The sequence below is a fragment of the Enterobacter genomosp. O genome (assembly GCF_001022965.1).
Classification (GTDB): Bacteria; Pseudomonadota; Gammaproteobacteria; order Enterobacterales; family Enterobacteriaceae; genus Enterobacter; species Enterobacter cloacae_L.
The window spans coordinates 240788-264653 of the sequence record NZ_LECZ01000025.1; the positions used below are offsets into that span (position 1 = coordinate 240788).

At 59.4% G+C, this 23866-nt stretch carries 17 protein-coding genes and 1 pseudogene; 9 read left to right on the plus strand and 9 right to left on the minus strand.

Annotated features, from left to right (window positions below; genetic code table 11):
- Positions 1–71: 71 nt before the first annotated feature.
- Positions 72–455, minus strand: coding sequence for a biofilm formation regulator BssR (gene bssR / locus ABR39_RS11100; RefSeq protein ID WP_047346981.1), 384 nt, complete (start codon positions 453–455; stop codon positions 72–74).
- Positions 456–671: 216 nt separating this feature from the next.
- On the opposite strand from bssR, the gene rimO reads away from it, so the two are divergent.
- Positions 672–1997, plus strand: coding sequence for a 30S ribosomal protein S12 methylthiotransferase RimO (gene rimO, locus ABR39_RS11105; protein WP_032661331.1), 1326 nt, complete (start codon positions 672–674; stop codon positions 1995–1997).
- Between the two features lie 111 nt (positions 1998–2108).
- On the opposite strand, the gene gsiD is transcribed toward rimO, so the two are convergent.
- The 5 genes and pseudogenes from gsiD to iaaA all read right to left on the minus strand — a co-directional run bounded on the left by gsiD (position 2109) and on the right by iaaA (position 8331).
- Positions 2109–3020 (minus strand): glutathione ABC transporter permease GsiD, encoded by a 912-nt coding sequence (gsiD, locus tag ABR39_RS11110; protein ID WP_047346982.1) that lies wholly within the window; start codon positions 3018–3020, stop codon positions 2109–2111.
- A 1-nt stretch (position 3021) separates the two neighbouring features.
- On the minus strand, positions 3022–3942 hold the full coding sequence (gsiC, locus tag ABR39_RS11115; protein WP_047346983.1) for a glutathione ABC transporter permease GsiC: 921 nt from the start codon (positions 3940–3942) through the stop codon (positions 3022–3024).
- Between the two features lie 5 nt (positions 3943–3947).
- Positions 3948–5486 (minus strand): glutathione ABC transporter substrate-binding protein GsiB, encoded by a 1539-nt coding sequence (gene gsiB, locus ABR39_RS11120; protein ID WP_047346984.1) that lies wholly within the window; start codon positions 5484–5486, stop codon positions 3948–3950.
- A 23-nt stretch (positions 5487–5509) separates the two neighbouring features.
- Positions 5510–7381 (minus strand): glutathione ABC transporter ATP-binding protein GsiA, encoded by a 1872-nt coding sequence (gene gsiA, locus ABR39_RS11125; RefSeq protein ID WP_047346985.1) that lies wholly within the window; start codon positions 7379–7381, stop codon positions 5510–5512.
- Positions 7368–8331 (minus strand): annotated as a pseudogene (iaaA, locus tag ABR39_RS11130) (beta-aspartyl-peptidase). The gene gsiA and the pseudogene iaaA overlap by 14 nt, the downstream one beginning before the upstream one ends.
- 188 nt (positions 8332–8519) lie before the next feature.
- Between iaaA and moeA the strand changes: the two are divergent.
- Positions 8520–9752, plus strand: coding sequence for a molybdopterin molybdotransferase MoeA (gene moeA, locus ABR39_RS11135; RefSeq protein ID WP_047346987.1), 1233 nt, complete (start codon positions 8520–8522; stop codon positions 9750–9752).
- A 1-nt stretch (position 9753) separates the two neighbouring features.
- Positions 9754–10506 (plus strand): molybdopterin-synthase adenylyltransferase MoeB, encoded by a 753-nt coding sequence (gene moeB, locus ABR39_RS11140; protein WP_047346988.1) that lies wholly within the window; start codon positions 9754–9756, stop codon positions 10504–10506.
- 79 nt (positions 10507–10585) lie between these two features.
- Here moeB and fsa read toward each other — a convergent pair whose 3' ends face one another.
- Entirely contained in the window at positions 10586–11248 is a 663-nt protein-coding gene (gene fsa / locus ABR39_RS11145; protein WP_047346989.1) for a fructose-6-phosphate aldolase, read from the minus strand.
- 128 nt (positions 11249–11376) lie between these two features.
- On the opposite strand from fsa, the gene ABR39_RS11150 reads away from it, so the two are divergent.
- The 4 genes from ABR39_RS11150 to ABR39_RS11165 all read left to right on the plus strand — a co-directional run bounded on the left by ABR39_RS11150 (position 11377) and on the right by ABR39_RS11165 (position 17130).
- On the plus strand, positions 11377–12276 hold the full coding sequence (locus tag ABR39_RS11150; protein ID WP_047346990.1) for a glycyl-radical enzyme activating protein: 900 nt from the start codon (positions 11377–11379) through the stop codon (positions 12274–12276).
- A gap of 4 nt (positions 12277–12280) precedes the next feature.
- Positions 12281–14713 (plus strand): formate C-acetyltransferase/glycerol dehydratase family glycyl radical enzyme, encoded by a 2433-nt coding sequence (locus tag ABR39_RS11155; protein WP_047346991.1) that lies wholly within the window; start codon positions 12281–12283, stop codon positions 14711–14713.
- A gap of 195 nt (positions 14714–14908) precedes the next feature.
- Complete coding sequence (locus tag ABR39_RS11160; protein WP_047346992.1) at positions 14909–15724, plus strand: Cof-type HAD-IIB family hydrolase; 816 nt, start codon at positions 14909–14911, stop codon at positions 15722–15724.
- Positions 15725–15873: 149 nt separating this feature from the next.
- Positions 15874–17130, plus strand: a complete 1257-nt coding sequence (locus tag ABR39_RS11165) for a DUF1479 domain-containing protein (protein ID WP_047346993.1) — start codon at positions 15874–15876, stop codon at positions 17128–17130.
- Here ABR39_RS11165 and ABR39_RS11170 read toward each other — a convergent pair.
- Entirely contained in the window at positions 17127–18200 is a 1074-nt protein-coding gene (locus ABR39_RS11170; RefSeq protein WP_047346994.1) for a LacI family DNA-binding transcriptional regulator, read from the minus strand. The two genes, ABR39_RS11165 and ABR39_RS11170, sit on opposite strands and share 4 nt — an antisense overlap.
- Before the next feature lie 287 nt (positions 18201–18487).
- On the opposite strand from ABR39_RS11170, the gene ABR39_RS11175 reads away from it, so the two are divergent.
- Positions 18488–19789: an MFS transporter gene (locus ABR39_RS11175; protein ID WP_047346995.1), complete on the plus strand. Its 1302-nt coding sequence runs from the start codon at positions 18488–18490 to the stop codon at positions 19787–19789.
- Positions 19790–19806: 17 nt separating this feature from the next.
- The gene (locus tag ABR39_RS11180; protein ID WP_047346996.1) at positions 19807–22170 is read left to right on the plus strand and encodes a glycoside hydrolase family 31 protein; all 2364 of its coding nucleotides are present in this window, start codon (positions 19807–19809) and stop codon (positions 22168–22170) included.
- An 89-nt stretch (positions 22171–22259) separates the two neighbouring features.
- Here ABR39_RS11180 and ABR39_RS11185 read toward each other — a convergent pair whose 3' ends face one another.
- Positions 22260–23855, minus strand: a complete 1596-nt coding sequence (locus ABR39_RS11185) for an ABC-F family ATPase (RefSeq protein ID WP_047346997.1) — start codon at positions 23853–23855, stop codon at positions 22260–22262.
- Positions 23856–23866 lie beyond the last annotated feature (11 nt).

Here is a 23866-nt window from a genome sequence, read left to right on the forward strand (position 1 = left end):
AGCCACTGCGTCCGGGGGCGTTATCACTTTTACAAAAGCTTAATCAGAAGGGGGAGTTGCCTCCCCCGGGATCAGTGTTGTTCAAGCTTCTCGTGCTCGTTCAGACACATGATGCATAGAGAGAGCGTGGTCAGGCAGTTTTCAAGCTTCTCCGCGTTAACAGCGATAAAATTCGGGCAGTCGTGGCGTCCGTTCATCAGACACACCCCTGCGATGGAGAGCACCTCAGCGGAGCGGCGCAGCGCTATCAGCTCACTTTCGCCGTATCTCGCTTTCAGGATCGGTGCTTTTTCACGCATGAAATTGCAAAGTTCAAACAGGTTATCACGCAGATGTTCGCTTTCGCTGACTGACATATACCCTTTTGCCTTCCTCAACTGCAGGTACGCGGCCAGGTCGATTCGGGCGTTGATCAGCTTGTTCAGCAGATCGCGTTTTAGTCTGTCAACGGTCATGCTCTTTCCTCCTCTGTCAGCCATTGTGCATACTCAGGATAAGTACATTTTTTGTACAGTTTAATGCCTGAGATCAATTATTCTTAACTGATTAACATTATTTACAATGTTACAACGTCTGCCCGACGCATCCGCCTTGCAAAGAGTGTATAAATCCCCCGCGATACGCTGTAAAATCCCGCCCTGATAACTCCATAATTGATGAATTTTTAACCTATGAGCAATGTTACGCACCAGCCGAAAATCGGCTTCGTCTCCCTGGGCTGCCCGAAAAACCTGGTGGATTCAGAACGCATCCTGACCGAACTGCGCACCGAGGGCTATGACGTGGTGCCAAGCTACGACAACGCCGATATGGTGATCGTTAACACCTGCGGGTTTATCGACAGCGCGGTTCAGGAGTCACTGGAAGCCATCGGTGAAGCCCTGACGGAAAACGGCAAAGTGATTGTCACCGGCTGCCTGGGCGCGAAAGTGGATCAGATCCGCGAAGTGCACCCGAAGGTGCTGGAGATCACCGGCCCACACAGCTACGAGCAGGTGCTGGAACATGTTCATCACTACGTGCCAAAACCAAAGCACAACCCGTTCCTGAGCCTCGTGCCGGAACAGGGCGTGAAGCTAACGCCGCGCCACTACGCTTACTTAAAAATTTCCGAAGGTTGCAACCATCGCTGCACCTTCTGCATCATCCCATCCATGCGTGGCGATCTGGTAAGCCGTCCGATTGGCGAAGTGCTGGCGGAAGCGAAACGTCTGGCTGACGCGGGCGTGAAGGAGCTGCTGGTCATCTCCCAGGACACCTCAGCTTACGGCGTGGACGTCAAGCACCGCTCCGGCTTCCACAACGGCGAGCCGGTGAAAACCAGCATGGTCGGCCTGTGCGAGCAGCTGTCTAAACTCGGTATCTGGACGCGCCTGCACTACGTCTATCCTTACCCGCACGTTGACGACGTGATCCCGCTGATGGCGGAAGGCAAAATTCTGCCGTATCTGGATATCCCGCTGCAGCACGCCAGCCCGCGTATCCTGAAGCTGATGAAGCGTCCTGGCTCCGTTGACCGCCAGCTGGCGCGCATCAAGCAGTGGCGTGAAATCTGCCCTGACCTGACCCTGCGCTCCACCTTCATCGTCGGCTTCCCGGGTGAAACCGAAGAAGATTTCCAGATGCTGCTCGACTTCCTGAAAGAAGCGCGTCTGGACCGCGTCGGCTGCTTCAAGTACAGCCCGGTAGAGGGCGCAACCGCCAACGAACTGGCGGATCAGGTGCCGGAAGAGGTGAAAGAAGAGCGCTGGAACCGCTTCATGCAGTTGCAGCAGCAGATCTCTGCTGAACGCCTGCAGGAGAAAGTGGGCCGCGAGATCATGGTGATCGTTGATGAAGTGGACGAAGAGGGCGCGATTGGCCGCAGCATGGCGGACGCCCCGGAAATCGACGGTGCAGTTTACCTGAACGGCGAAACCAGCGTTAAGCCGGGTGATATCATTCGCGTGAAGGTTGAAAACGCGGACGAGTATGACCTGTGGGGTAGCCGGGTTTAATTAGCCAACGTCCCCTCACCCTAACCCTCTCCCCATAGGGGAGAGGGGACTGCTCGGTGCGGTCTTTTCCCCCTCGCCCCTTTGGGGAGAGGGCCGGGGTGAGGGGAAGCCCTACCCCTTAATCCTCGGATCCAGCGCGTCGCGCAGCCCGTCACCCAGCAGGTTAAACGCCAGCACGGTCAGGAAAATTGCCAGACTCGGGAAGATCGCCACGTGCGGCGCAATCACCATATCTGCCCTCGCCTCATTCAGCATCGCGCCCCACTCCGGCGTCGGAGGCTGAGCCCCTAATCCCAGAAACGACAGGCTGGCCGCGGAGATTATCGACACGCCGATACGCATGGTGAAATAGACCACGATGGACGACACCGTACCCGGCAGAATATGGCTGAACAGGATCGTGGCGTCGCTGGCGCCCATACTGCGGGCAGATTCGATAAAGGTCTGCTGCTTCAGCACCAGCGTGTTGCCGCGCACCAGGCGCGCGAACGCCGGAATCGAAAAGACCGCCACCGCGATAATAACGTTCGCCATGCCGCTGCCCATTATCGCCACCACCGCAATCGCCAGCAGAATGCCGGGAAAAGCAAACAGCACGTCGCAGATGCGCATAATGATGCGGTCCCACCAGCCTTCGTAATACCCGGCAACCAGACCCAGCACGGTACCGATGGTCGCGCCGATCAGCACCGCGAAAACGCCGGCGGCAAGGGAGATTTGCGCCCCGACCAGCACGCGGCTGAAGATATCGCGCCCGAGGGAGTCCACGCCAAACCAGTGCAGCATTGAAGGCCCGTCGTTCAGACGGTCGTAGTCAAAATAGTTTTCCGCATCAAATGGCGCTACCCACGGCGCAACGATCGCCACCGCAATCAGCAGCAGCACAAACAGTCCCGCCGCCATCGCAACCGACTGACGGCGAAAACGCCGCCAGAATTCGGACCACGGCGTGCGGATATGTTCCGGTTTGAGCCCCGGCATAGCGTTTAAAACGGCCTGACGTCGCCAGTTCAACAATCGCATCTTACTTGTACCTGATGGCCGGGTTAATGGCGGCGTAGAGCACGTCCACCACTAAGTTGATAAGGATAAACTCCAGCGAGAAAAGCAGGACTTCCGCCTGAATGACCGGATAGTCGCGCATCTCGACGGAATCGACCAGCAGGCGTCCCAGCCCCGGCCAGTTGAAGACCTTCTCCACGACGATAGAGCCGCCCAGCAGGAAACCAAACTGTAACCCCATCATCGTCACCACCGGGATCATCGCATTGCGAAACCCGTGCTTAAGAATGACCCACTTCTCGCTGACCCCTTTCGCCCGCGCGGTGCGGATATAATCCTCGCTCAGCACGTCAACGAACGAGGCGCGGGTAAAGCGGGCCATCACCGCCGACACGGCAGCCCCCAGCGTCATTGAGGGCAGAATGTAATGCTTCCAGGTATCGGCCCCGACGGTCGGCAGCCAGCCCAGTTCAACGGAGAAGATCTGCATCAGCAGCATCCCCAGCGCGAACGCCGGGAAGGAGATACCGGTCACCGCCAGCGCCATGCCGAGCTTGTCCGGCCAGCGGTTGCGCCAGACGGCCGCGACAATCCCGGCGCCAAGCCCAAACACGACCGCCCAGCTCATGCTGGCAATCGTCAACCAGAACGTTGGCATAAAGCGGCTGGCAATCTCCTCCGACACCGGTCGCCGCGACACCATCGAGATACCAAAGTCGCCCTGCAGAACGTTGCAAATATAATGGAGGAACTGGATATACAGCGGCTGGTCGAGGCCAAGCTGTTTACGCACCAGGTCAATAACGGTGGCGTCTGCTTCTGGCCCCGCAACCAGACGCGCCGGATCGCCCGGCAGCATATGGACAAACAAAAACACCAGGACCGCCACAATCAGCAGCGTCGGGATAAGCCCCAGCAGGCGTTTACAAACATAATTCAGCATGAGGTTTATTTTAAATCCGCATCGTCAAAGCTAAAACCGGTGTCCGGCATGATGTAGAACCCGGTCAACGCTTTGTTATGGGCTGACACCAGCTTCTCCACCACCAGCGGCACCCACGGTGACTCTTTCCAGATAATGTCCTGCGCATCTTTGTAGAGGCGTGCCTTCTCTTCCGGTTTGGTGGTTTTCAGCGCATCGGCAAGATCTTTGTCCACCTGCGGATTACTGTAGAACGCGGTATTGAACAGGGTTGGCGGCCAGTTTTGCGAGGCAAACAGCGGCGACAGCGCCCAATCAGCTTCGCCGGTCGAGGCCGACCACCCGGTGTAGAACATCCGCACCCCGCTCTCTTTCTGCCCTTTGCCCTCCACTTCAGCCGCACGCTGTCCGGCATCCATCGCGGTGACCTGCGCCTTAATACCGACCTGCGCCAGCTGCTGCTGGGTGAACTGCAGCACCTTCTGCGCGGTGCTGTGGTTATGCGACGACCACAGCGTGGTGCTGAACCCGTTCGGGAAGCCCGCCTCTTTCAGCAGCTCGCGCGCTTTGGCCGGATCGTACGGCCACGGCTGATAGCTCTGGGCATACGCGATAGCCGGCGGCAGCACGCCGGTGGCCGGGGTGGCATAGCCGGCAAAGGCGACCTTCACCAGCGCCTGGCGGTTAATGGCGTAGTTGATGGCCTCGCGCACTTTCGGGTTATCAAACGGCTTTTGCGTAACGTTCATGCTGATGTAGCGCTGCATGATCGACGGGCTGGCGACCAGCTCCAGCTTGCTGTTTTTCTGCAAAATCGCGGCCTGCTCATACGGGATCGGGAAGGCAAACTGCGCCTCGCCGGTTTGCAGCATCGCCGCGCGGGTGTTGTTGTCCACCACCGGACGCCAGGTGATGGTGTCCAGCTTCGGCAGCCCCTGCTGCCAGTAGCCGCTGAACTTCTTCACCTTCACAAAGTCGGTCTGATTCCAGGTTACCAGTTCATACGGGCCGGTCCCCACCGGGTGGAAACCGATCTCTTTACCGTATTTCTTCAGCGCGGCAGGGGAGATCATCGCCGTTGCCGGATGCGCCAGAATATTGATAAACGCCGAGAACGGCTCTTTCAGAGTGATTTTTACCGTCGCCGGGTCGACCACCTCGGTGCTGGCGATGTTTTTATACAGGTTATAGCGCTTGAGGCTATTTTCCGGATTGCTGGCGCGGTCGAGGTTAACCTTCACCGCCTCCGCGTTGAAATCGGTACCGTCCTGGAACTTCACCCCGGTTCTGAGCCTGATGGTATACGCCAGCCCGTCGGCGGAGACAGTGTATCCCTCCGCCAGCACATTTTTCAGCTTCATCTCTTTATCCAGGCCAAAAAGCCCCTGGTAGAACGATTTCGCTACCGCCTGCGACAGCGTGTCGTTGGCGTCATACGGATCGAGCGTGGTGAAATTAGAGCCGACGGCCACCACCACGTCTTTGGCGGCGAACGCGGGGGCAGCGGCCAGGGCTGCCGTCACGCTCGCGGCTAACAACCATCTACGCGCTACAAATGTAACCATTGTGTTCTCCTGCCTGTTGTAAGTTATAACCGCGAAAAAGCGTTGTCCTGACGCGGAGGCGCCACGAAATGCCCCGGTCCGACCTCGCGCAGCGTGACGCGTTCAACGGCCTCGCCGCGTTTACGAATATTGCTCGGCATTTCATCCTGCAGCAGCACGCGCTGCCCGTGGCGATGCGCCGGATCGGCGACCGGAACCGCCGCGATGAGCTTGCGGGTGTACGGATGCTGCGGGTTCTCGAAGACCGCGCGTCGCGGCCCGATCTCCACGATCTGCCCCATGAACATCACCGCCACGCGATGGCTGATGCGCTCGACCACCGCCATATCGTGCGAGATAAACAGAAAAGCGATGCCCATATCCCGCTGTAAATCGAGCAACAGATTGATGATTTGCGCCCGGATAGAGACATCCAGCGCCGAAACGGACTCATCGGCAATCACCACTTTCGGGTTCAGCGCCAGCGCGCGGGCAATGCAGATTCGCTGCCGCTGTCCGCCGGAAAACTCGTGTGGATAACGCCAGGCGTGTTCCGGCTTCAGGCCAACGCGCTCCAGCAGCCAGGCGACGCGACGCTGTGCCGCGTCGCCGTCGAGCAGGTTATGCACGCGCAGCGGCTCCATGATCGAGTACCCCACCGTGTGGCGCGGGTCGAGGGAAGCATACGGGTCCTGGAAAATAAACTGAATATCCCGCCGCACCGCCTGCAGCCTGCTGTCCGGCAGGGTATCAATGCGCTCGCCGTTAAAGGTAATGCTGCCTTCCTGTGTTTCCACCAGACGGAGCAACGCGCGCCCGGTGGTGGACTTACCGCAGCCGGACTCCCCCACCAGCGCCAGGGTTTCGCCCGGCCATAAATCAAAACTGACGTTTTCCACCGCATGCACTTCGCGCTTTACGCGGTTCAACACGCCGCTGCGCAGCGGAAAACGGGTGACCAGATCGCGCACTTCAAGAATGGGCTTACCCGGCACCACCGTGTCCTGCTCGCGCTCGTCCTCCTCCTGCTCCGCCGCATCGAGAGAAATCAGCGGGAAGCGGCGCGGCAAATCGCTACCGTTCATCGCCCCAAGACGCGGAACCGCCGCCAGCAGCGCTTTGGTATAGGGATGGACGGGCGCGTGAAAAATCTGCTCAACCGGGCCGGTTTCCACCGCGTTGCCCTTGTGCATAACCAGCACGCGATCGGCGATATCGGCGACCACGCCCATATCGTGGGTGATGAATATCACCCCCATCTCCATCTCCTGCTGCAGCACTTTGATGAGCTGCAGGATTTGCGCCTGAATCGTCACGTCCAGCGCCGTCGTCGGTTCATCGGCGATCAGCACCGCCGGACGGCAGGAGAGCGCCATGGCAATCATCACCCGCTGGCGCATGCCGCCGGAAAGCTGATGCGGGTAGCGCCCAAGGATGGCCTGCGCTTCCGGGATGCGCACCAGCTCCAGCATCCGTCTGGCTTCACGAAGCGCCTCATCGCCGCTCAGCCCCTGATGCAGGCGGATGGACTCGGCAATTTGTTCCCCCACCGGGAAAACCGGATTGAGGGAGGTCATCGGCTCCTGGAAGATCATGGCAATATCCGCCCCGCGCACGCCCTGCATCTGCGAGCCGCTCAGCTCGTTTAGGTCAATGACCTGACGGTTGCGGCGGCGCAGGAGCATTTTCTCGCTGCGGATTTGCCCGCCCGTCTGCTCCAGCAGGCGCATCATCGCCAGCGCGGTGACCGATTTACCGGAGCCGGACTCGCCAACAATCGCCAGCGTCTCGCCGCGCCTGAGCGAGAACGATAAATTCTGTACTGCGGGGATGAACTGCCGCTCTTCCTGAAACGCAATATTCAGCTGATGGACAGCCAGTACCTCGCGGTTGTCCAGCTCTTCACTGTGCGGCACGCGTTGCCCCCTTATTCACGATAGATCCCCGTGCTCGGCTCATCGCCGGCATATCCCCAGGCGCGATACATCCCTTCGCTGTTGAACGGCAGGGCCACGTTGCCCTCGCGATCCACCGCAATGAGCCCGCCGACGCCGCCCAGGGCAGGTAGTTTTTCCATCACCACCCGCTCGCAGGCCTCACTGAGGCTTAAACCGCCGTAATCCATCAGCGCGGTGATGTCGTAGGCCGCGAGGGTGCGAATAAACACTTCCCCGGTTCCGGTACACGACACCGCCGCCGTCGCGTTATTGGCATAGCACCCGGCCCCCGGCAGCGGGCTGTCGCCGACGCGCCCGGGCAGCTTGTTGGTCATGCCGCCCGTTGACGTCGCCGCCGCGAGGTTTCCGGCCTTATCGAGCGCCACCGCGCCGACCGTCCCCATTTTGGTGGTTTCATCGAGCGGTGCGGAGTGGTCCAGCTGCGTCATGCCCGCCGAACGGGCCTCCAGCAGCTGCTGGTAGCGCGCTTCCGTGGAAAAAAGATCGGGCGATACCGACTCCATCCCGTGTTCGAAGGCAAACGCCTCAGCCCCGGCGCCGGTCAGCAGCACGTGCGGGCTCTCTTCCATCACCAGACGCGCCGCCAGCACCGGATTACGCAGGCGACTGACGCCCGCCACGGCCCCCGCTTTCAGGGTGATACCGTCCATTACGCAGGCGTCCAGCTCGTGCGTTTCATCCCGGGTAAAGACCGACCCGATCCCCGCATTAAATAGCGGACACTCTTCCAGCAGGCGCACCGCCTCGGTGACCACGTCCAGCGCGCTCTCGCCCGCTTCCAGCATTTTCTGGCCTGTTTCGACAATGGCGTACAGCGCGTCAATGTAGCGCTTTTCCTGTTCGGGACTGAGCTGTGCACGGGTGATTGCCCCGGCGCCGCCATGAATTGCGATTACCGCATTAACCATTCGCATCACCCGTTAGCCTGATTCGCGGCTTTTTCTATAAATATCATTATCGTCGATGAAACTTCAGATGATTTTTGAATATAGAAAGACGCAACTGTGATGTAAAGCGTACACCCTCCGGGTCATACTGTTAGTGGCACTTTTCTGCCATAATGGACGCTTTCGTTGTTACTGTGCAGGAGCCCACCATGGATTTTACCGCCGGACTGATGCCGCTTGAGACGGCACTCACGCAGATGCTTGACCGACTTTCCCCGCTGCAGGACGTTGAAACGTTGCCCCTCGTGCGCTGTTTTGGGCGTATTGCCGCGCGCGATATCGTCTCCCCGCTTAACGTACCGGGATTCGATAACTCAGCGATGGACGGTTATGCGGTGCGTCTGGCAGATCTCCAGACGGGCCAGGTGCTCCCCGTAGCGGGTAAAGCCTTCGCCGGCCAGCCGTTTAACGGTGAGTGGCCTGCGGGCACCTGCGTGCGCATTATGACCGGCGCGCCGGTACCGGTTGGCTGCGACGCCGTGGTGATGCAGGAAGAGACCGAACAGACCGACGACGGCGTGCGTTTTACCGCGAACGTTAAAGCGGGCCAGAACATCCGTCGTACCGGCGAGGACATTACCCTCGGCGCGACGGTCTTTGCCGCCGGACAGAAGCTGACGGTGGGTGAACTGCCCGTGCTGGCGTCGCTCGGCATTGCCGAAGTCGACGTTATCCGTAAGGTGCGCGTCGCCGTTTTCTCCACCGGCGACGAGCTTCAGCTTCCGGGCCAGCCGCTGCAGGACGGACAGATTTACGACACCAACCGTCTGGCGGTACACCTGATGCTGGAGCAGCTGGGCTGCGAGGTGATCAACCTCGGGATTATTCCTGACGATCCGGAAAAACTGCGCGCCGCGTTTATTGAAGCGGATCGGTCCGCCGACGTGGTCATTAGTTCGGGTGGCGTCTCGGTTGGCGAAGCGGATTACACCAAAACCATTCTTGAAGAGCTGGGGGAAATCGCCTTCTGGAAGCTGGCTATCAAGCCGGGCAAACCGTTCGCCTTTGGCAAGCTCACGCACAGCTGGTTCTGCGGCCTGCCGGGTAACCCGGTCTCTGCGGCACTCACCTTCTACCAGCTGGTGATCCCGCTGCTGGCGAAGCTTTCCGGCAACAAGGCTAACCCGCTGCCGGAACGCCAGCGCGTGCGTGCCGCCACGCGCCTGAAAAAATCCCCGGGTCGTCTCGATTTCCAGCGCGGCATTCTGGCGCGCAACGCGGACGGCGAGCTCGAAGTGAGCACCACCGGACACCAAGGCTCGCACATTTTCAGCTCCTTCAGCCAGGGCAACTGTTTTATCGTGCTGGAGCGCGAGCGCGGCAACGTGGAAGCGGGCGAATGGGTTGAAGTAGAAAGCTTTAACCACCTGTTCGGGGGCTGACATGACGGTGGAGCTGAGCGACCAGGAGATGATGCGCTACAACCGCCAGATTGTGCTGCGCGGGTTTGACTTCGAGGGCCAGGAAGCGCTCAAGGCGGCCAGCGTGCTGGTCGTCGGTCTGGGCGGTCTGGGCTGCGCCGCCGCGCAGTACCTTGCGGCGGCGGGCGTGGGCAGGATGACGCTGCTGGATTTCGATACCGTGTCGGTGTCTAACCTGCAGCGCCAGACGCTGCACAGCGACGCGACGGTTGGCCAGCCGAAGGTAGACTCTGCCCGCACGGCGCTGGCCCGCATCAACCCCAACGTTCAGTTTACCCTGATTGACGCGATGCTGGATGACGACGCGCTGTTCGCGCAGATTGCTCTGCACGATCTGGTGCTCGACTGCACCGATAACGTCGCAATCCGCAATCAGCTAAACGCGGGCTGTTTTGCGCATAAAACGCCGCTGGTTTCCGGGGCGGCGATCCGCATGGAGGGGCAAATCAGCGTCTTCACCTACGCGGAGGGTGAACCCTGCTACCGCTGCCTGAGCCGCCTGTTTGGCGAGAACGCGCTGACCTGCGTCGAGGCGGGCGTGATGGCGCCGTTAGTCGGCATAATCGGGTCACTGCAGGCGATGGAAGCGATTAAAGTCCTGGCGCATTACGGTACGCCGGCGGCGGGGAAAATCGTGATGTACGACGCGATGACCTGCCAGTTCCGCGAGATGAAGCTGATGCGTAATCCGGGATGTGAGGTTTGCGGAGGTTAAACCCTGCTGCGGCCCTCTCCCACAGGGAGAGGGAGAAAATCGTAGGCCGGGTAAGCGTCAGCGCCACCCGGCAACAGCGTCAGATAGTCGTCCGTCCAAACGCCCCCTGCCAGTCCTGCTCAAACTTCACAATCGCCGCATCCACGGCGGGTGAAGTGATAAACTGCTGCGCCACGTCCAGCGGCAGCGTAATAGACTCGCAGCCTGCCAGCAGGCAGTCCAGCGCCTGACGCGGGGTTTTAAAGCTCGCGGCCAGCACTTTTGACTGCGTGGCGTGCAGCGTCAGCAGCTGCTGCAATTCAACCACCGTCTGGATCCCGTCCCCGCCCTGCGCGTCCACGCGGTTAACGTAAGGGGCGACATACTCCGCCCCCGCCAGCGCGGAGAGCATGCCCTGCGCGGCACCGTACACCGCCGTGCCCAGCGTCGGGATCCCTTCCGCTTTCAGCATTTTGATTGCCGCCAGCCCTTCTGCCGTCACCGGCACTTTCACCACCAGGTCGTTAATGATGGCGCGCAGCTTACGCGCGTCTTCCACCATGCCTTCCGCGGTAGTCGCCATCACCTGAGCGAACAGACGGCCTTTGCCGCCCAGCGCGTCGTGCAGGGCCGGCAGCAGCTCGTCGAGCGGCGTTTTACCGGCTGCAACAATGCTTGGGTTGGTGGTCACGCCCGCGAGCGGGAAGATACGCGCCAGCTTTTTGACTGCCGCAACGTCAGATGTGTCGAGATAAAGTTCCATGATGTCACCCTCAAAATTAGCCTGCACTTACCCTATCACGACAAAACCTGCTCAAGAGTTGACCTGCATCAAGATAACTTTCATTCGAAAGTAATTTAATCTTCATATGCAAGATGAGAGGCGAAAACATGATCTTCAATATTCAGCGTTACTCTACCCACGATGGCCCCGGTATTCGTACCGTGGTGTTCCTAAAAGGCTGCTCGCTGGGCTGTCGCTGGTGCCAGAACCCGGAAAGCCGCTCCCGCAGCCGGGACGTGCTGTTTGATGCCCGCCTGTGCCTGGACGGCTGCGACCTGTGCCAGCAGGCGGCTCCGGGCTGTATCGAACGTGCGCTGAACGGGATGGTCATCCATCGTGAGAAGCTTGACGACGAGACGCTCAACGCCCTCACCGACTGCTGCCCAACGCAGGCGCTCACCGTCTGCGGTGAAGAACAGCAGGTAGACGACATTATGGCAACCGTGCTACGCGATAAGCCTTTTTACGACCGCAGCGGCGGCGGCATCACCCTCTCCGGCGGTGAGCCGTTTATGAACCCCGATCTGGCACTTGCGCTGTTTAAAGCCAGCCACGAACAGGGTATCCACACCGCCGTCGAGACCTGTCTTCACGTGCCGTGGCACTATATCGAGCCCTCTTTACCGTACGTCGATCTGTTCCTCGCCGACCTGAAGCACGTTGACGGTGACGTTTTCAAGCAGTGGACGGACGGCTCGGCTAAGCGAATCCTGGATAACCTGAAACGCCTGGCCGCTGCCGGGAAAAAAATCACCATCCGCGTGCCGCTGATCCAGGGCTTTAACGCCGATGAAGCGTCTGTTACCGCCATTACCAATTTCGCTGCCGACGAGCTCGGCGTCGACGATATTCATTTTCTGCCGTACCACACGCTGGGCATGAACAAATACACCCTGCTCGGCCAACCCTACTCTGCCCCTGACAAACCGCTGGATAACCCTGCCCTGCTGGACTTCGCGCAGCAGTACGCCTGCCAGAAAGGGTTAACCGCGACCTTACGAGGATAAACTTATGACGACCCTGAATCTCAACACCCTCAGCGAGCGCATTAAAGCGCACAAAACGGCCCTCGTACATATCGTCAAGCCGCCGGTGTGTACCGAGCGCGCGCAGCATTACACCGAGATGTATCAGCAGCACATGGACAAGCCGATCCCGGTGCGTCGCGCCCTGGCGCTGGCGCATCACCTGGCCGAGCGTACCATCTGGATCAAACACGACGAGCTCATCATAGGTAACCAGGCAAGCGAAGTGCGCGCCGCGCCGATCTTCCCGGAATACACCGTCTCCTGGATTGAGAAAGAGATCGACGACCTGGCGGACCGTCCGGGTGCAGGCTTTGCGGTGAGCGAAGAGAACAAGCGCGTCCTGCATGCAATCTGCCCGTGGTGGCGCGGCCAGACGGTGCAGGATCGCTGCTACGGCATGTTCACCGACGAACAGAAAGGCCTGCTGGAAACCGGCATTATCAAAGCCGAAGGCAATATGACCTCCGGCGATGCGCATCTGGCCGTTAATTTCCCGCTGGTGCTGGAGAAAGGTCTCGACGGCCTGCGCACCAAGGTGGCCGAGCGCCGCTCGCGCATTAACCTGACGGTGCTGGACGATCTCCACGGCGACCAGTTCCTGAAAGCGATTGATATCGTGCTGGAGGCCGTGAGCCTGCACATTACGCGCTTTGCGGACCTGGCGCGCGAAATGGCCTCCACCGAAACCCGCGAAAGCCGCCGCGACGAGCTGCTGGCCATGGCGGAAAACTGCGACGTGATTGCCCACGAACCGCCAAAAACCTTCTGGCAGGCGCTGCAGCTGTGCTACTTCATCCAGCTGATCCTGCAGATTGAGTCCAACGGCCACTCCGTCTCCTTCGCGCGTATGGACCAGTATCTTTATCCGTACTACCGTCGCGACGTGGAGCTTGACCAGAGCCTCGACCGCGAGCACGCCATTGAGCTGCTGCACAGCTGCTGGCTGAAGCTGCTGGAAGTGAACAAGATCCGCTCCGGCTCGCACTCTAAAGCCTCTGCCGGCAGCCCGCTGTACCAGAACGTCACCATCGGTGGCCAGAAGCTGGTCAACGGCGAGCCGATGGACGCGGTCAACCCGCTCTCCTACGCGATTCTGGAATCCTGCGGTCGCCTGCGCTCCACCCAGCCAAACCTGAGCGTGCGTTACCACGCGGGCATGAGCAACGACTTCCTCGACGCCTGCGTGCAGGTGATACGCTGCGGCTTCGGGATGCCGGCGTTCAACAACGATGAAATCGTGATCCCGGAATTCATCAAGCTCGGCGTCGAGAAAGACGATGCCTATGACTACGCCGCGATTGGCTGCATCGAAACCGCCGTCGGGGGTAAATGGGGCTATCGCTGCACCGGCATGAGCTTTATCAACTTTGCCCGCGTGATGCTCGCCGCGCTGGAAGGTGGCCGCGATGCCACCAGCGGCAAGGTGTTCCTGCCGCAGGAGAAAGCGCTCTCTGCCGGTAACTTCGATAACTTTGAGGAGGTGATGGCGGCGTGGGATACCCAGATCCGCTACTACACCCGCAAATCCATCGAGATCGAGTACGTGGTGGACACCATGCTGGAAGAGAACGTCCACGATATTCTCTGCTCGGCGCTGGTGGACGACTGCATTGAACGTGCGAAAAGCATCAAGCAGGGCGGCGCGAAGTATGACTGGGTCTCCGGCCTGCAGGTGGGCATCGCCAACCTCGGCAACAGCCTGGCGGCGGTGAAAAAGCTGGTGTTCGATCAGGGCGCAATCGGTCAGCAGCAGCTGGCGGCCGCGCTGGCGGATGACTTCGACGGCCTGACCCACGAGCAGCTGCGCCAGCGCCTGATCAACGGCGCGCCGAAGTACGGCAACGACGACGACAACGTGGATATGCTGCTGACCCGTGCCTATCAGACCTACATTGAAGAGCTGAAGCAGTACCACAACCCGCGCTACGGCCGTGGCCCGATCGGTGGTAACTACTACGCAGGTACCTCTTCTATTTCCGCGAACGTGCCGTTTGGCGCGGCGACGATGGCCACCCCGGACGGACGCAAAGCGCACACCCCGCTGGCGGAAGGCGCAAGCCCGGCTTCCGGTACGGACCATCTCGGCCCGACGGCGGTCATCGGCTCGGTGGGCAAACTGCCTACGGAAGCGATTCTGGGCGGGGTGCTGTTAAACCAGAAGCTGAACCCGTCGACCCTGGAAAACGACAGCGACCGACAGAAGCTGATGGTGCTGCTGCGCACCTTCTTCGAGGTGCATAAGGGCTGGCATATTCAGTACAACATTGTTTCTCGCGAAACGCTGCTGGAAGCGAAAAAACACCCTGACCAGTATCGTGACCTGGTGGTGCGCGTGGCTGGCTACTCGGCGTTCTTCACCGCCCTGTCGCCGGATGCGCAGGACGATATTATCGCCCGTACTGAGCATACGCTGTAACGAAGTATCTCCTAAGGGGAAATGCGCACGCTGATGCCCTCACCCCGGCCCTCTCCCACAGGGAGAGGGAGAAAACACTAAAAACGGCAACCCAGGTTGCCGTTTTGCTTTTACTTTCGAATGAAATTAAATTTGTGCTCCCCGTCACCTTGTTATTAGAATGTTTCAAAACGCAGTGACCCAGGAGCGCAATGTATGACCGTAAAAGTTATCGTCACCGATATGGACGGAACTTTCCTTGATGATGCCAAGCAGTACGATCGAGACCGCTTTCAGGCACAGTTTGAACAGCTTAAAGCCCGCGACATTGAATTCGTTGTCGCCAGCGGCAACCAGTATTACCAGCTCATCTCCTTCTTCCCGGAGCTGAAAGAGCAGATCTCCTTCGTGGCGGAAAACGGCGCGCTGGTGTTCGATCGCGGCGAGCAAATTTTCCACGGCGAGCTGACCCGTCATGAATCGCAAATCGTCATTGGCGAACTGCTGAAAGACAAAGGGCTGAACTTTGTGGCCTGCGGACTGGAGAGCGCCTACGTCAGCGACAAAGCGCCGGAGGCGTTCGTGGCGCTGATGTCAAAGCACTATCACCGCTTAAAGCGCATCAGCGATTATCACGATATCGACGACGTGCTGTTTAAGTTCTCCCTGAACCTGCCGGACAGCGATATCCCGAGCCTGGTAGATAAACTGCACGTGTCGCTCGACGGCATTATGAAGCCGGTCACCAGCGGCTTTGGCTTTGTGGATTTAATTATCCCCGGCCTGCACAAAGCCAACGGCATCAGCCGCCTGCTGAAGCGCTGGGACGTGTCCCCGCAGGCGTGCGTGGGTATTGGCGACAGCGGCAACGACGCGGAGATGCTGAAGCTGGTGAAATACTCCTTTGCGATGGGCAACGCGGCAGAAAGCATCAAAGAGATTGCCCGCTACGCCACCGATGACAACAACCATCAGGGCGCGCTGAACGTCATTCAGGCCGTTCTCGACGCCCATTCCCCGTTCGACGCGTAATCCTCTCCTCGCCGGAGCCTTGCTCCGGTTCTTCTCTTCTTTTCCATCCTGTGGCGCACGTCAAGTTTTTAAACTTGCATTAACTTATTTTTAACTTAAAGTATCACTTGTAGACATTTTTACTTTCGAATGAAAGATGCGAGGCAGTTATGACCTTTACCAGTGAAACCTTGCCGACGGATCACAAAGCGGCAATCCGTCAGTTAAAACGTGAGTTGCGCGCGCAGATCGGTGACGTGCAGGCGGTGTTCAATAAGCTCAGCGATAAGATTGCCAGCCGCGTGGCGGAAATTAACGCCCTCAAAAACAAAGGCGAACCCGTCTGGCCGGTGATTCCGTTTTCCGATGTGAAAAACGGCACAATTACCGATGCTCAGCGCGAGGCGGTAAAACGCCGCGGCTGCGCGGTGATTAAAGGTCACTTCCCGCGCGAGCAGGCCCTGGCGTGGGATCAGTCGATGCTCGACTACCTCGATCTCAACAAGTTTGACGAGGTGTATAAAGGTCCGGGCGATAACTTCTTCGGTACCTTAACGGCCTCTCGCCCGGAGATTTATCCGATCTACTGGTCGCAGGCGCAAATGCAGGCGCGCCAGAGCGAAGAGATGGCGCAGGTGCAGTCGTTCCTGAACCGCTTATGGACATTCGAGAGCAACGGCAAACAATGGTTCGACCCGGACGTGAGCGTGATCTATCCGGATCGCATTCGCCGCCGTCCGCCGGGAACCACCTCGAAAGGGCTGGGTGCGCACACCGATTCCGGCGCGCTGGAGCGCTGGCTGCTGCCGGCCTATCAGCAGGTGTTCGCCCGCGTGTTTGACGGCAACGTCGATAAATACGACCCGTGGAACGCCGCGCACCGCACTGAAGTGGAAGAGTACACCGTGGATAACACCACCAAATGCTCCGTGTTCCGCACCTTCCAGGGCTGGACGGCGCTGTCGGATATGATCCCCGGACAGGGGCTGCTGCACGTGGTGCCGATCCCGGAAGCGATGGCCTATATTCTGCTGCGTCCGCTGCTGGACGACGTGCCGGAGGACGAGCTGTGCGGCGTGGCGCCGGGACGCGTGCTGCCGATTTCCGAGAAGTGGCACCCGCTGCTCATCGAAGCGTTAAGCAGCATTCCGGCGCTGGACGCGGGCGATTCCGTGTGGTGGCACTGCGATGTGATCCACTCCGTCGCGCCGGTGGAGAACCAGCAGGGCTGGGGCAACGTGATGTACATTCCTGCCGCACCGATGTGCGAGAAAAACCTCGCCTATGCGAAGAAGGTCAAGGAAGCGCTGGAAACCGGCGCGTCGCCAGGGGATTTCCCGCGCGAAGATTATGAAAAGACCTGGCAGGATCGCTTTACCGTGGCCGACCTGAACATCCACGGCAAGCGCGCGCTGGGCATGGCCTAACTGTCATACAGCCCTTCCCGCTCAACGGCGGTGCGTCGTTTCCCCTGACGTATCCGCCGGACCGACTCCCGCACGGTCAGCGTGCCGTTAAGCAGCAACGTCCCCACCGGCGCGTCCGGGCGCATCAGCCGCTGCTGGAGCATATGCACCGCTTCCGTTCCCAGCTCATCGCGCGGGACATGCACTGCCGTCAGGGGCACATCCTGAATCGCCGCCAGATTAAACCCGTCAATGCTCATCACCGAGACGTCCTGCGGCACGCGCAGACCGTGGTTTTGTAAGGCGCTGATGGTACCCGCCGCCATAAAGTCGCCGCCGACCAGAAAGGCGGTCGGCAAATCCTTGCCCTGCATTTCACTGAGCCAGCTGCTGACCATATGTTCCGTTTCGCGCGCGCTGAAGCTCGGCACCACCAGCAGATCGCGCTTGTCGTTGAACGTCAGGTTGTGGGATTGCCACGCATCGCGGATCCCAGACAGGCGCTGCTCCATGGTGTAGCGCCGCAGGCAGAGCACCGTCATCACCTCGCGGTGCCCCATCTCGAACAGGTATTCCGCCGCCCGCTCGCCAATGGCGCGATGATCCGGCGCGACGGCCGGCAGGCGCATATGGCGGTCGCGGCAGTTGATCAGCATGCAGGGTTTACCGACATCCACCGCCAGATCGTGGATATGCGGATCGTCGATACCGAGCAGAATGGCGGCCTGCGTATCCGGCTCGTTCATGCGCGCCAGAAAAAGCTGCGCGTCGCTGTCGTTCTCTTCCAGCGCGCAGTAGCGTAACCGCACTTCATGGGAGGCCAGCCCTTTCCCCACGCTCTGGATCACGCGGTAGTAAAAGATATCGGACCGCTCGTCAAAGGCGCGCTGGGGGGCAAAAACCACCAGGCTATTGAGCAGCAAACGCCCCGCCGCCATTGCGTCCATTACCCCCAGCTCCCGCGCGCACGCCAGCACCTTTGCGCGCGCTTTTTCGCTGGTGTTTGCTTTGCCCGCCAGCACCCGCGACACGGTGCTGATGGAGAGCTGCGTTCGGGCGGCAATTTCGGTGATTTTTAGCCTTTTGTCCATTTTGTGATCTGGCTCCATTTGCGAAATGAAAAAATTTTCATAGCGTATCCGTCAGGCAATAACTGACATAAAAGCCATCATGCCAGAGGGTTGAGGTCAGTTATGAGAAATTTTGCACAAAATCCACTATTTCCCGCTCATTTTCTCCCTTAAGGTGAACTTGTCACACAACTTCCATACTAGTTGTATAGCAACTTAAGCATTCTAAACGGATAGAAATCAAAGGCATAAAAATCTGTGTGACACCTGAACCTCCGTCCCTTAGCGTCCGTCTTGTGGAGAGTAAAATGAGTCAGGACATCAATAATACCGTTGCGACAAGCAAGACCCGTCGCGTCATCAAGAACCTGCGCTGGTACGTGCTGGTGCTGTTCTTACTTGGCGTCACCGTTAACTACATCACTCGAAACTCACTCGGGATCCTCGCCCCCGAACTGAAAGAGAGCCTCGGGATCACCACCGAGCAGTACTCCTGGATCGTCGGCGCGTTCCAGATCGCCTACACCATTTTCCAGCCCCTGTGCGGCTGGCTGATCGACGTGATTGGCCTGAAGATTGGCTTCATGGTCTGTGCCGGGGTGTGGGCGCTGATGTGTATTTTCCACGCGGGTGCCGGAAGCTGGCTGCACCTCGCTATTCTGCGCTTCTTTATGGGCGCGTCTGAGGCGGCCGCCACGCCGGCAAACGCCAAAACGATCGGCGAATGGTTCCCGAAATCAGAACGTCCCGTTGCCGCCGGCTGGGCGGGCGTAGGCTTCTCCATCGGTGCGATGCTGGCTCCGCCTATCATCTACTTCGCTCATGCGTCGTTTGGCTGGCAGGGCGCGTTTATGTTCACCGGCGTGCTGGCGCTGCTGTGGGTGCTCCTGTGGTGGGCGTTCTACCACAATCCGGAGCAGCACCCAAACCTGAGCAAGGACGAGCTGGCGTTTATCAAGCAGGATAACGAACCGCCTGCGGTGAGACTGCCCTTCCTGACCGCGCTGAAAACCGTCTCAAAAAACAAGCGTTTCTACGGTATCGCCATTCCGGCCTTTATGGCGGAACCGGCCTGGGCGGTGCTGAGCTTCTGGGTGCCGCTGTACCTCGCCAAAGAGCACGGTATGGACCTGAAGCAGATCGCGATGTTTGCCTGGCTGCCGTTCCTCGCCGCCGATCTCGGCAGCGTGGCGAGCGGCTACCTGACGCGTCTGTACACCCGCCTGTTCGGCTGCTCCCGCGTTAACTCGGTCGTGGCAAGCTCCGTGACCGGTGCGTTCCTGATGATCTCTCTGGGCATCGTGGCCATTACCCGCGACCCGTATATCACCATCGTGCTGATCTCCATCGGCGGTTTCGGGCACCAGATCATCTCCTGCATGCTGAGCGCCCTGGTCGTGGAGTCGTTCGACAAAGGCCAGATGGCGACGGTCAACGGCATGCGCGGCTCGGCGGCGTGGATCGCCAGCTTCCTGTTCTCGCTGTTAATCGGCGTGACCGCCGACAAAATCGGCTTTAACCCGCTCTTTATTGCCATGGGCTTCTTTGACCTGATTGGCGCTGTCTTCCTGGTAGCATTTATTGCTGAACGTCGCGCCAAGCGCGCCTGATAGTGGATGTATTGCATATGAAAACCCTGAAAAACTGGACCGTAGATAAGCAGTCAGCAAACCATCTGGAACTGCTGGTCGATAACCAGCACCGCCTGTGCCTGTATGTGCTGGAAGAGAACCTGTTCCGCGTGCTGATCAAACGCAAAGGCGAGCTGGCGCTGGACCGCACCTGGAGCATCGCCCCGGAAAAAGACGTGCCGTGGGAAGGTCGCCGCCGTGACGACTTAAGCGGTTTCACCTGCCCGGCCTGGACGCTGGCGCAGGAGGGTGAGACGCTAACCGTGGCAACCGAACGGCTGCGCGTGACCGTGCATCAGCCGCTGTGGCTGGAGTGGCACTACCGCAATGAGGCGGGCGAGTGGCAGCCGCTGGTCAACGACCGTCCGACCAGCGCTTATCTGCTGAACGCCCACGGTGACGGCGTGGCGCACTACCTGAGCCGCCGCAAGGACGAGCGTTTTTACGGTCTGGGTGAGAAAGCGGGCGATCTGCAGCGCAACGGCAAACGCTATGAGATGCGTAACCTCGACGCAATGGGATACAACGCGGCCAGCACCGACCCGCTGTACAAGCATATTCCGTTCACCCTCACCCACCGCGACGACGTGAGCTACGGCCTGTTCTACGACAACCTGAGCAGCTGCTGGCTGGATCTGGGCAACGAGATAGACAACTACCACACCGCCTACCGCCGCTGGCAGGCGGAAGCGGGCGATATCGATTACTACATCTTTACCGGCAAGCGCGTGCTGGACGTCACCAAAGCCTTCGTGCGCCTGACCGGGAAAACCCTGTTCGGACCGAAGTGGAGCCTGGGCTACAGCGGCTCGACCATGCACTACACCGACGCGCCGGACGCGCAAAACCAGCTGATGAACTTCATCCGCCTGTGTGAAGAGCACGCCATTCCGTGCGACTCGTTCCAGCTCTCTTCCGGCTATACCTCGATCAACGGCAAGCGCTACGTCTTTAACTGGAACCATGACAAGGTGCCGCAGCCGAAGGTGATGAGCCAGGCGTTTCACGACGCGGGGCTGAAGCTTGCGGCAAACATCAAGCCGTGCCTGCTGCAGGACCATCCGCGCTATAGCGAAGTGGCGGAGAGCGGCCTGTTCATTCGCGATTCAGAAACCGATGCACCAGAACGTTCCAGCTTCTGGGATGACGAAGGCTCGCACCTCGACTTTACCAACCCGCAGACGGTGCAGTGGTGGCAGAACGGCGTCACCACGCAGCTGCTGGAGATGGGCATCGATTCCACCTGGAACGACAACAACGAATATGAAGTGTGGGACGGGGAAGCCCGCTGTCACGGCTTTGGCAGGGAGATCGCCATCAAGCATATTCGCCCGGTGATGCCGCTGCTGATGATGCGCGCCTCGCTGGAAGCGCAGCAGCGCTTTGCCCCGGAAAAGCGTCCGTACCTGATTTCCCGCTCCGGCTGCGCCGGGATGCAGCGCTACGTTCAGACCTGGAGCGGCGACAACCGCACCAGCTGGCAGACCCTGCGCTATAACATCCGCATGGGGCTGGGCATGAGCCTGTCCGGGCTGTTCAACGTCGGTCACGACGTGGGCGGTTTCTCCGGCGACAAGCCGGACGCCGAGCTGTTCGTGCGCTGGGTGCAGAACGGCGTGATGCATCCGCGCTTTACCATTCACTCGTGGAATGATGACCACACCGTGAACGAACCGTGGATGTACCCGGGCGTGACCCCTGCCATTCGTGGCGCGATTGAGCTGCGCTACCGCCTGCTGCCGTATCTCTACACCCTGCTCTGGCAGGCGCACGCCGACGACGAGCCGATGCTGCGCCCGACCTTCCTCGACCACGAGCACGATGCGCAGACGTTTGAGGAGTGCGATGACTTCCTGCTGGGCCGCGACCTGCTGGTGGCCAGCGTCGTGGAGGCCGGTCAGCGCGAGCGTCGCCTCTGGCTGCCGGATAACGAAACCGGCTGGTACGATTTTTACACCCACGCGTGGTATGCGGGCGGCCAGTCGATCGTCCTCGACGCGCCGCTGGAAAAACTGCCGCTGCTGGTCCGCGCCGGTGCCGGTCTGCCGCTCAGCGAGCGCATTACCCACGTATCCGCAGAAAAAGACGACACTCGCGAGCTGAAGCTGTTCCCGGTGAAGGGCGTCGGGACAACCTCTGGCATGCTGTTTGAAGATGACGGAGAAAGCTGGGGCTACCAGAACGGCAATGCGCTGTGGGTGGACTGGGAAATGGTGTGCGACGGCGCAACCATTAACCTGAAGGTCAACGCGCGCGGGGATTATCGTCCGGCGTGGAAAGCGCTGAAGGTGTCGTTACCGGCGGGGGAAAAACGCAGGCTGCTGGTGAATGGGGCTGAAGCGGACGAATGGGTGGTGTAGTGCGCCCTGATGCCCTCACCCTAACCCTCTCCCACGGGGAGAGGGAATAGAACGTAGGCCCGGTAAGCGAAGCGCCACCGGGCTTTTTTTTAGCCGTCGATACCTTTGCTGCGCAGATAATCTTCGTAGTTACCGGTGAAGTCCACCACGCGCTCAGGCGTAATTTCGATCACGCGGGTTGCCAGCGAGCTGACGAACTCACGGTCGTGAGAGACGAAGATCAGCGTGCCCTGGTACATCTCCAGCGCCATGTTCAGCGATTCAATGGATTCCATATCCAGGTGGTTGGTCGGTTCGTCCATCACCAGGATGTTTGGTTTTTCCATCATCAGCTTGCCGAACAGCATACGGCCCTTCTCACCACCGGAGAGCACTTTAGCTGGCTTTTTGATGTCGTCCTGGCTGAACAGCAGACGCCCCAGGATGCTGCGCACCGCCTGCTCGTCGTCGCCTTCCTGCTTCCACTGGCTCATCCAGTCGAACACCGTCAGATCGTTTTCGAACTCATACTCGTGATCCTGCGCGTAGTAACCGATCTGCGCGTTTTCAGACCACTTCACGGTGCCGTTGTCCGGCTGCAGTTCGCCGACCAGGGTTTTCAGCATGGTGGATTTACCCACGCCGTTGGCGCCCAGAATGGCAATTTTCTCGCCGACTTCCAGCAGCAGGTTGAAGTTTTTAAACAGCGGACCGTTTTCAAAGCCTTTTGCCAGGGCTTCCACTTCCAGCGCATTACGGAACAGTTTCTTATCCTGCTCGAAGCGGATGAACGGGTTCTGACGGCTGGAGGCTTTAACTTCATCGAGCTTGATCTTGTCAATCTGACGGGCGCGCGAGGTCGCCTGACGCGATTTAGAGGCGTTGGCGCTGAAGCGGCTGACGAAGGACTGCAGGTCAGCAATCTGCGCTTTCTTCTTGGCGTTGTCGGCCAGCAGACGCTCACGCGCCTGAGTGGCAGCCGTCATGTATTCGTCGTAGTTGCCCGGGTAAACGCGCAGCTCGCCGTAGTCCAGATCCGCCATGTGCGTACAGACCATGTTCAGGAAGTGACGGTCGTGCGAGATGATGATCATGGTGCTGTCGCGATCGTTCAGCGTCTGCTCCAGCCAGCGGATAGTATCGATGTCCAGGTTGTTCGTCGGTTCATCGAGCAGCAGGATGTCCGGATTAGAGAACAGCGCCTGTGCCAGCAGGACACGCAGCTTCCAGCCTGGCGCGACTTCGCTCATCGGGCCGTAGTGTTGTTCTACCGGAATGCCGACGCCGAGCAGCAGCTCGCCCGCGCGCGCTTCCGCAGAGTATCCGTCCATTTCGCCGTACTGCGTTTCCAGGTCGGCCACTTTATAGCCGTCTTCTTCGCTCATTTCAGCCAGGGCGTAAATGCGATCGCGCTCCTGCTTCACTTCCCACAGCTCCGCGTGCCCCATGATCACCGTATCAAGTACGGTGAACTCTTCGAAGGCGAACTGATCCTGACGCAGCTTACCGATGCGCTCATTAGGATCGAGCGAAACGTTACCGAGCGTCGGCTCCAGGTCACCGCCGAGGATCTTCATAAAGGTGGATTTACCGCTACCGTTGGCACCAATGAGGCCGTAACGGTTGCCGCCGCCAAATTTGACGGAAATGTTTTCGAACAGCGGCTTACTGCCAAACTGCATAGTGACGTTGCTGGTAACTAACACGGGGAGATTCC